The following is an 8,666-nucleotide window of genomic DNA, read 5'->3' as shown; positions in this document are numbered from 1 at the left end:
CTTGCCGGCGTGGTTGCATGAGTACAACTGGCATCGCCCACATGCCAGTCTGAGTTATTTACCGCCGATTAGCCGGATAGCTTCTGTGAACAACCTGGTGGGTTTACACAGCTAGCCTGCTAGCGATTATTGGTCTACCGATAGAGACCTATGTCTCTTTATGGAGACTAAGCAATCCCCAACGCCACCATCTTCTTGTACAAAGTCGACCGCCCAAGCCCCAATCGCGCCGCTGCCTCAATCACCTTGCCCCCGCATTGCGCCAGGGTGGTTTCAATCAATTGCCGGTCGAAACGCTCCCGCGCCGCGCTGAAGGTTTCATGTGCCATCGGCTCGATAGTTAATGGTGCTGGGCGCTCAACTGGGGTGAAAGTACCGATCGCTGCATGGATGTCCGCAACCGTTAACCGCAGGTCATCGCTCAGTAGTGCAGCCCTTTCCAGCACGTTGCGCAGTTCGCGAATGTTTCCCGGCCAGGCGTGTTGCCCCAACAGTTGCAGCGCTTCGCTGGCCAGTTCGTGTTGGCTGCGCAGTTCTTCAAGGATTGCTTCGCTCAGGGCGGGCAGGTCGTCGAGACGGTCGCGCAACGGTGGCACCTGGATCGGCAACACGTTGAGGCGGTAATACAAATCAGCGCGGAACTCGCCGCGTTTGATCGCCGCTTCAAGATCGGTGGAGGTCGCGGCGATCACTCGCACATCACTCTGGATTACCTCGTTGGAACCCACCGGTTCAAATTCCTTTTCCTGCAACACCCGCAGCAATTTGCTTTGCAGCGGCAATGGCATGTCACCGATTTCATCGAGGAACAGTGTGCCGCCTTGGGCGATCTGCAGTTTGCCGACGCGGCCCTTGCGGTCTGCACCGGTGAAGGCGCCGGGTGCAGTGCCGAAGAATTCGGCTTCAAGCAATGACTCCGGGATCGCGGCGCTATTGATGCTGACAAAGGCCTTGTGCGCGCGCGGCGAGGCATTGTGAATGGCCTGCGCCAGCAACTCTTTGCCGGTGCCGGTTTCACCGAGCAACAATACAGGCGATTCCGTGCTGGCACTGCGTCGGGCGCGGCGCTTGACTTCGAGGCTGGCGGCGCTGGTGCCAATGAAATGAGCGAAGTTGTATTTGGTTTGCCGTGCTCGCAACAACGAGCGGGTGGAGGCGAGCTCTTCCTGCATGCTCATGTAGCGTTTGAGCATGGGTGACAGGCTGCGCAATTCGTCGAACAGGGCAAAGCCGATGGCGCCAATCACTAAGCCTGCGTCGTCATGAATAGGCAGGCGCATGACCACCAGCGGTTCCTTGGGTGTGTCCTGCATGTCGAGCAGGATGGGCCGGCCGGTGCGCACCACTTCTCGTAAAAGACTGCCGGGGATCACGCTTTCACAGGCCTTGCCGATAGCAACCTCGGCCGAGGACAGGCCGAAACGCCGGGCATAGCGTTCGTTCATCCAGACGATATTGGCGTCGCGGTCGACAATCACCGTGCCTTCGCTTGATTGCTCGATGATCTCGAACAACGAACGGATCGCCAGCAGGCGAACGCGCTGGTAGTCCTTGAGGCTTTCGGTGGTGTTCATGGGTATTGATCCTGATTGTGTATTGCCAGCGATGGCCGCGACGCGGTTCAAAGCCAAATGCAGAATTATGCCGCCCCCAAATGCGCCGCCGCCAACAGCTCCTTGGTATAGGGATGCTGCGGCGCATCGAATACCTCATGACTGGCACCGCTTTCCACCACCTTGCCGTCCTTGATCACGATCATGTCGTGCGCCAGGGCGCGAACCACCGCCAGGTCATGGCTGATAAACAGATAGGTCAGGCCATGCTTTTCCTGAAGTTGGCGGAGCAGGGCGACCACCTGTTTTTGCACGGTTCGGTCCAGCGCCGAGGTCGGCTCGTCCAGCAGAATCAGCGCAGGTTTCAGCACCAGTGCGCGGGCAATGGCTATCCGTTGGCGCTGGCCACCGGAGAACTCGTGGGGGTAGCGATGACGGCTTTGCGGGTCGAGACCGACTTCCTGCAAGGCCCGAATCACTTCGGCGTTGCATTGCTCCGGGTTCAACTGGCTATGCACCTCCAGGCCTTCGCAGATGATCTGCTCCACCGACATCCGGGGGCTGAGGCTACCGAAGGGATCCTGGAACACGACCTGCATTTTCTTGCGCCACGGCCGCAGCTGCTTCTGCGACAGGCCGTCGAGCGCCTGCCCCTGGAAGCGGATCCCTCCCTCGGAATCGAGAAGCCGCAAGATTGCCTGCCCAAGCGTTGACTTGCCAGAGCCGGACTCGCCGACGATGCCCAGGGTCTTGCCTCGTTGAATGCTCAAGCTGATGCCGTTCACGGCCTTGAGATAAGTCTTGCGTCGAAACAATCCACCACTCACCGGAAACTGCACCCGCAGATCGTCGACTTCCAGCACTTTTTCGCGTTCATCACGGGGCAGCGCTTCGCCCTCTGGCTCGGCGTTCAACAGCACGCAGCTGTAAGGATGTTTGGGTTCAGTGAAAATGGTCTCGCAGCTGGCTTGCTCGACAATTTCACCGGCCTTCATTACGCACACGCGCTGGGCGATGCTGCGCACCAGATTGAGGTCGTGGCTGATCAGCAGCAACGACATGCCGAGCCGTCGTTGCAGCGACTTGAGCAGTAGGAGGATCTTGCGCTGCACCGTGACGTCGAGGGCGGTGGTGGGTTCGTCCGCAATCAACAGCTCCGGCTCGCAGGCCAGGGCCATGGCAATCATCACCCGTTGGCGCTGGCCGCCGGACAGCTGGTGCGGGTAGGCCTTGAGTCGCTCTTCGGGCTTCTGGATCCCCACCAGATGCAGCAATTCGAGAATCCGCGCTTGCGCCACTTTGCCGGCCATGCCTTTGTGCACGAGCAGCGTTTCGCCGATCTGCTTTTCGATGCTGTGCAGCGGGTTGAGGGAAGTCATCGGCTCCTGGAAAATCATCGCGATCCGGTTGCCCCGCAGCTCACGCAACTTACTGGCGTGCGCCCCCACCAATTCCTGGCCGCGATAGCGGATGCTGCCAGTGGTCTGGGTTCCGCATTCGGGCAGTAATTGCAGAATCGAATGGGCGGTGACCGATTTGCCGGAGCCCGACTCGCCCACCAACGCCAGGCATTCGCCGGGATGGATGTCCAGGCAAAGATTGCGCACCACGGTCTGACCGCTGAAGGCCACGCTGAGGTCACGGATTTCGATGAGATTGGTCATGTCAACAGTCCGTATCAAGACCGTGGATCAAAAGCGTCGCGCAGTGCTTCGCCGATGAACACGAGTAAAGAAAGAATCAGCGCCAGGGTGAAAAACGCCGTCAGCCCCAGCCAGGGTGCTTGCAGATTCTGCTTGCCCTGGCCGATCAGTTCACCCAGCGACGCGCTACCGGCCGGCATGCCGAAACCGAGGAAGTCCAGCGCCGTGAGGGTCGAGATCGCACCCGTCAAAATGAACGGCAGGTAACTCAATGTCGCATTCATGGCGTTGGGCAGGATGTGTCGCACGATCACTTTGCGATCCGTCAGGCCCAGTGCCCGGGCAGCCTTGACGTATTCAAGATTGCGCCCGCGCAGGAACTCGGCGCGCACCACGTCCACCAGCGCCAGCCAGGAAAACAGCGCCATGATCCCCAGCAGCCACCAGAAGTTCGGCTCGACGAAGCCCGACAGGATGATCAGCAGGTACAGCACCGGCAACCCGGACCAGACTTCCTGCAATCGTTGACCGAGCAAATCCACCCAGCCGCCGTAATAGCCTTGCAGGGCGCCAGCGGCGATGCCGATCAATGCGCTTACAAAGGTCAACATCAAGGCAAACAGAATCGACACCCGAGCGCCAAAAATCACCCGGGCCAAAACGTCCCGTGCCTGATCGTCGGTGCCGAGCCAGTTCACGTTGGAAGGCGGGCTCGGCGCCGGTTTGTTCAGGTCGTAGTTGGGTGTGTCGTCGCTGAAAGGGATGGGCGGGAACAGCAGCCAGCCCCCGTCCTTCTTGATCAGTTGCTGGACATAGTCACTGCGATAATCGGCCTGGAACGGCAACTGTCCACCAAACTCCTGCTCGGTGTAGCGCTTGAGGGCAGGGAAGTACAACGAGCCCTGATAGCTGACGACGAGGGGTTTGTCGTTGGCGATGAGCTCGCCACCCAGGGTCAACAGGAACAACCCGATGAACAACCACAGCGACCACCAGCCTCGACGGTTTTTCTTGAAACGTTCGAATCGGCGACGGCCTAACGGAGAAAGCTTGAACATCAGGCGTTCCTCGCGGCGAAATCGATACGCGGGTCGACCAGGGTGTAGCAGAGGTCACCGACCAGTTTTATCAGCAGACCGAACAGCGTGAAGATGAACAGCGAGCCAAACACCACCGGATAATCCCGGGAAACCGCCGCTTCATAGCTCATGCGGCCCAGACCATCGAGGGAGAAAATCACTTCGATCAGCAATGACCCGGCAAAGAACACGCTGATAAAAGCCTGGGGAATACCTGATACCACCAGCAACATGGCATTGCGGAATACATGGCCATACAGCACGCGGCGCTCGCTCAATCCTTTGGCGCGGGCCGTCACTACGTACTGACGGGTGATCTCATTGAGGAAAGAGTTTTTGGTGAGGATCGTCAGGGTTGCGAAACCACCGATCACCAGCGCGGTCACCGGCAGCACCAGGTGCCAGAAGTAATCGGCGACTTTACCCAGGGTCGACAGTGAGTCGAAATTGTCCGAAACCAGCCCGCGTACCGGGAACCAGTTCAGCGAAGTGCCACCGGCAAACACCACGATAAGGAACATCGCAAACAGGAACGCCGGCATTGCGTAACCGATGATGATCGCGGTGCTGCTCCAGATATCGAATTGGCTGCCGTGGTGCACGGCTTTGCGGATGCCCAGCGGGATCGACACCAGATAGGTGATCAGCGTTGCCCAGAGGCCAAGGGAAATGGTCACCGGCATTTTTTGCAGGATCAGGTCGGTAACGGTGGCGCCCCGGAAAAAGCTCTTGCCGAAGTCCAGCCGGGCGTAACTGGTGAGCATGAGCCACAGGCGTTCGTGGGCGGGTTTGTCGAAACCGTACTGTTTCTCGATGTCCTTGATCAGTTGCGGGTCGAGGCCGCGACTGGCGCGTGAACTGGGCCTGGCCTCGCTTGAACCGCCGCCGACAGCACCGCCCATACTGCCGCCGCCGATGCCTTGCAAATGGGCGATAGCCTGTTCCACCGGTCCGCCGGGTGCCGCCTGGACGATAACGAAGTTGACCAGAAGAATGATCACCAACGTCGGAATGATCAGCAGCAGTCGTCGAAGAATGTAAGCCCACATCAGTGCGGTCCTCCGGGTCTGCCACGGCGGATTCGCTCGGCGGTCATTTCCTGGTTGGTCAAAGGCGTGGTGCTCATTTCCCACCAGCTCTCGATGGCTTCGTCATTACTGGCCTGCACGTTCGGGATACCAAAGCGATTCCACCAGACGGTGGACGTTCCCGGCGGGTAATAGTTGGGAATCCAGTAGTAATTCCATTGCAGCACCCGGTCCAGTGCATGGGCGTAGTGCAACATGTCGGCCTGGGTGTTGGCATGTACCAACCCGGTAATCAGCGTGTCTACCGCCGGGTTCTTGAGCACCATGTAGTTATTGGAGCCGGGGTCGGTGGCGGCGGTGGAGCCAAAATAGTTGAACAGTTCGCCCCCTGGCGATGTGGTGACCGGGTAACCGGTGACGATCATGTCGTAGTCGCGGCTCATCAGGCGGTTGATGTACTGCGACGGGTCGATGCGGCGGATGTTCAGATCGATGCCGATTTGTTTCAGCGTGCGTTTATAAGGCAACAACAAACGGTCCATGCCGTTCTGGCTGATCAGGAAGGTGAAACTCAGCGGTTCTCCGTCGGCGTTGACCAATTGATCGCCTTGGGGTTTCCAGCCGGCCTGTTGGAGCAGCTCCAGCGCTTGCAGTTGTTTGTCGCGAATAATGCCGCTGCCATCGGTTTTCGGCGCCTCGAAGACTTTGGTGAAGACTTCGTCCGGGATTTGCCCGCGTAGGGGCTCCAGAATGGCCAGCTCGCCGGCATCCGGCAGTTGCCGGGCGGCAAGGTCGGTGTTGGAGAAGAAACTCTGTTGGCGGATGTACATGTTGCGCATCATCTGCCGGTTGCTCCATTCGAAATCCCAGAGCATGACCAGCGCCTGACGTACCCGTCGATCCTGGAACATCGGCTTTTGCAGGTTGAACACAAAACCCTGGGATGGTTGGGGCGCTTCGATGGCCAAGTGGGCCTTTTGCAGTCGCCCGTCGCTCAGGGCCGGGCTTTCGTAGCCAATGGAATAAGCCGTAGCGGAAAACTCGCGATTGTAGTCATAGGCGCCGCCGCGCAGCACTTGGCGGGCAACGTCGGTATCGCCGAAGTACTCAATGCTGAAAAGATCGAAATTGTACAGGCCACGGCTGACGGGAAGATCCTTGCCCCACCAGTCGGCATCGCGCTCGAAGGTGATGCTGCGGCCGGAATCGACCTTGGCCACTTTATAAGGGCCGCTGCCCAGAGGTGGCTCGTAACCGCCACCGCCGGCAAAATCCCGGGTTTTCCACCAGTGCTCGGGAAATACCGGCAAAGTGGCGATGTCCAGCGGCAGGGTACGGTTCTCATTGGTCTTGAAGTCGAAGCGCACGGTCAGTGGTGATTCCACTACAACGCCTTTGACGTCGGCAAACTGGGTTCGATAACGCAGGCTACCCTGGGTCATCAGCAGGTCGAAGGTATAACGCACGTCTTCGGCAGTGATCGGTTTGCCATCGGCAAATCGTGCCTTGGGGTTGAGGTAGAAACGCAAGGACAGACCGTCGTCCGAGCGCTCCATTTGCTGCGCCACCAGGCCATACACGGTGTAAGGCTCGTCCAGCGAGCGTTGGGCGAGGGGCGAGTAGAGCAGGCCGTCAACCTGCGAGACGCCTATGCCTTTGTCGATATACGGCGAGACATGGTCGAAGAGCCCGATTTCGATCGCTGAACGACGCATCGTGCCGCCCTTTGGCGCCAGCGGATTGGTATAGGCGAAGTGACTGAAGCCGGCAGGGTACTTGGCCGGTTCGCCGTATACAGTCAGTGCATGTTGCGGTGCAGCGTTCACACCAACGGCACCCAGCAGCAGGGCCACGGCAGTGAACAACAAAGTTGGGAAAGCCAGTCGCATTGTCAGCCTTAGAGCCGGGTGGTCGTTAACGACAATTTGTACGCTAGCGGCGCGTCCCTCGCCAGCCGTATTACGCATCTGAAGCGCAACGGCCCACCAAAAGGCGGGCCGTTGCGTAGTGGCGTCAGGTATCGATCAGTCCTGACGGCTGGTCACTTCCAGCAGGTGATAACCGAACTGGGTCTTGACCGGACCTTGCACGGTGTTGATGGGTGCGCTGAAGACCACGGTGTCGAATTCCTTGACCATCTGGCCAGGACCGAACGAACCCAGGTCACCGCCCTGACGGCTGGAAGGGCAGGTGGAGTTGGCCTTGGCAACCTCGGCGAAATCTGCGCCAGCCTCGATTTGGGCCTTGAGTTCGTTGCACTTGGCTTCGCTGGAAACAAGGATGTGGCGGGCAGTGGCTTTAGCCATGGGGAAATACTCCTTTCAGTGTTCGATAAAGTGGTGAGCCTACCGGATTCAGTGAGCTATTTCTTCTCAAAGTTCCGTTCCAGGCGGCCGTGGGACGGGTGTTTTTTACAGGCCGGCATTTTTTAGCCGTTCGGCGTGCTGCATGTACAGGTTAACCGGGTCGATGTTTTTGGTCGGCAGGCCGGATGGCTGACTGATGACCCTTAGATGATCCAACGGATAGTCGGACTTGATGACCGTGCCCAGATGCGAACTGTATCGGCCGACCATGCCGTCGTTTTGCTCCGGTTCGTTGATGAAATAGTGAGAAAACGCCCGTAAAAAAGCATGTAGCGGATTCAGGGCATTCAACCCTTCATCCAGGATGTTTCTCTGCAAAACACCACTCCAGGAGTAGTAACGCACGCCATTGACCAGTTCGCGGCCTTTGCCTCCCCAGGTTTTCGGCAGTCCTTGAGGGTACTTTTCATTGAAGGCCCTTACACCCTCAGTGGTCAGGGCATTGAGCGCGGCGACGGCGTCCTGTGGCAGTCGGTGGTTGCCACTGAGAAGCGAAAGGAAGTCCGCGAACAAGCTGGCGACCATTTCTGCGATCTGTTCAGGCAGGCTGCCCGGTATCAGGGCTTTGCACAGGAAGTCGGCCAGTTCCGAGCCGTGGTTCGGCCCGCTGACCGATGTCACTGAAGCAACAGACTGTGGTGCAACCGCAGCCGCGTAGCGTGCGGCGAGTGCGCCTTGGCTGTGGCCGATCAGGTTGACTTTGCTCGCACCTGTGCCTTTGAGCACCCGTTGGATCTGCGTCAGTAGCTGCTCGCCCCGCACTTCGTTGCTGTGAGTGGCCGATAAATGGGGAACGAAAACTCGTGCGCCGGCGTTTCTGAGTGCCTGTTTGACGTCATGGAAGAGCTCAAACCTACCGATTCGATCAAAACCGAACAGGCCATGAACAAGCAAAATTGGATATTGAGTGTTTGCATTCCTTTGCATGGTTTCTACCTTTTTCAGGGGGTCAAGGAGGTGCCCTGAGCCTCACTCTAAAACACGCGGACGGTGGGGC

At 58.6% G+C, this 8,666-nt stretch carries 7 protein-coding genes and 1 pseudogene; 1 reads left to right on the top strand and 7 read right to left on the bottom strand.

All coding sequences use genetic code 11. The features are described from left to right. A pseudogene (locus ACRESJ_RS19740) lies at window positions 1-115 on the top strand (IS481 family transposase); the annotation flags it as partial. 52 nt (window positions 116-167) lie between these two features. On the opposite strand, the gene ACRESJ_RS19735 reads toward ACRESJ_RS19740, so the two are convergent. The 7 genes from ACRESJ_RS19735 to ACRESJ_RS19705 form a co-directional block, all read right to left on the bottom strand. Continuing rightward, on the bottom strand, window positions 168-1,574 hold the full coding sequence (locus ACRESJ_RS19735) for a sigma-54 interaction domain-containing protein (RefSeq protein ID WP_431759388.1): 1,407 nt from the start codon (window positions 1,572-1,574) through the stop codon (window positions 168-170). 65 nt (window positions 1,575-1,639) lie between these two features. Beyond that, window positions 1,640-3,217 carry an ABC transporter ATP-binding protein gene (locus ACRESJ_RS19730; RefSeq protein WP_431759387.1) on the bottom strand — a complete coding sequence of 526 codons (1,578 nt, stop codon included), beginning with the start codon at window positions 3,215-3,217 and terminating at the stop codon, window positions 1,640-1,642. A gap of 14 nt (window positions 3,218-3,231) precedes the next feature. After that, on the bottom strand, window positions 3,232-4,254 hold the full coding sequence (locus ACRESJ_RS19725; RefSeq protein ID WP_431759386.1) for an ABC transporter permease: 1,023 nt from the start codon (window positions 4,252-4,254) through the stop codon (window positions 3,232-3,234). Next, entirely contained in the window at window positions 4,254-5,324 is a 1,071-nt protein-coding gene (locus tag ACRESJ_RS19720) for a microcin C ABC transporter permease YejB (protein ID WP_431759385.1), read from the bottom strand. The genes ACRESJ_RS19725 and ACRESJ_RS19720 overlap by 1 nt, the downstream gene beginning before the upstream one ends. Next, window positions 5,324-7,192 (bottom strand): extracellular solute-binding protein, encoded by a 1,869-nt coding sequence (locus ACRESJ_RS19715; RefSeq protein ID WP_431759384.1) that lies wholly within the window; start codon window positions 7,190-7,192, stop codon window positions 5,324-5,326. Before ACRESJ_RS19715 ends, ACRESJ_RS19720 begins: the two co-directional genes overlap by 1 nt. Before the next feature lie 135 nt (window positions 7,193-7,327). Continuing rightward, window positions 7,328-7,609, bottom strand: coding sequence for a peptidylprolyl isomerase (locus ACRESJ_RS19710; RefSeq protein ID WP_431759383.1), 282 nt, complete (start codon window positions 7,607-7,609; stop codon window positions 7,328-7,330). Between the two features lie 105 nt (window positions 7,610-7,714). Beyond that, window positions 7,715-8,596, bottom strand: coding sequence for an esterase/lipase family protein (locus ACRESJ_RS19705; RefSeq protein ID WP_431759382.1), 882 nt, complete (start codon window positions 8,594-8,596; stop codon window positions 7,715-7,717). Window positions 8,597-8,666: the final 70 nt, after the last annotated feature.

The sequence above is a fragment of the Pseudomonas sp. genome, assembly GCF_050739655.1.
Lineage (GTDB): Bacteria > Pseudomonadota > Gammaproteobacteria > Pseudomonadales > Pseudomonadaceae > Aquipseudomonas.
This window is presented reverse-complemented; position numbering and strand designations above follow the sequence as displayed.

Bases quoted from the DNA above. Each gene is read 5' to 3' on its own strand.
- ACRESJ_RS19705 (WP_431759382.1), bottom strand. From the start codon at position 8,596: ATGCAAAGGAATGCAAACACTCAATATCCAATTTTGCTTGTTCATGGC.
- ACRESJ_RS19725 (WP_431759386.1), bottom strand. From the start codon at position 4,254: ATGTTCAAGCTTTCTCCGTTAGGCCGTCGCCGATTCGAACGTTTCAAG.
- ACRESJ_RS19730 (WP_431759387.1), bottom strand. From the start codon at position 3,217: ATGACCAATCTCATCGAAATCCGTGACCTCAGCGTGGCCTTCAGCGGT.
- ACRESJ_RS19715 (WP_431759384.1), bottom strand. From the start codon at position 7,192: ATGCGACTGGCTTTCCCAACTTTGTTGTTCACTGCCGTGGCCCTGCTG.
- ACRESJ_RS19735 (WP_431759388.1), bottom strand. From the start codon at position 1,574: ATGAACACCACCGAAAGCCTCAAGGACTACCAGCGCGTTCGCCTGCTG.
- ACRESJ_RS19710 (WP_431759383.1), bottom strand. From the start codon at position 7,609: ATGGCTAAAGCCACTGCCCGCCACATCCTTGTTTCCAGCGAAGCCAAG.
- ACRESJ_RS19720 (WP_431759385.1), bottom strand. From the start codon at position 5,324: ATGTGGGCTTACATTCTTCGACGACTGCTGCTGATCATTCCGACGTTG.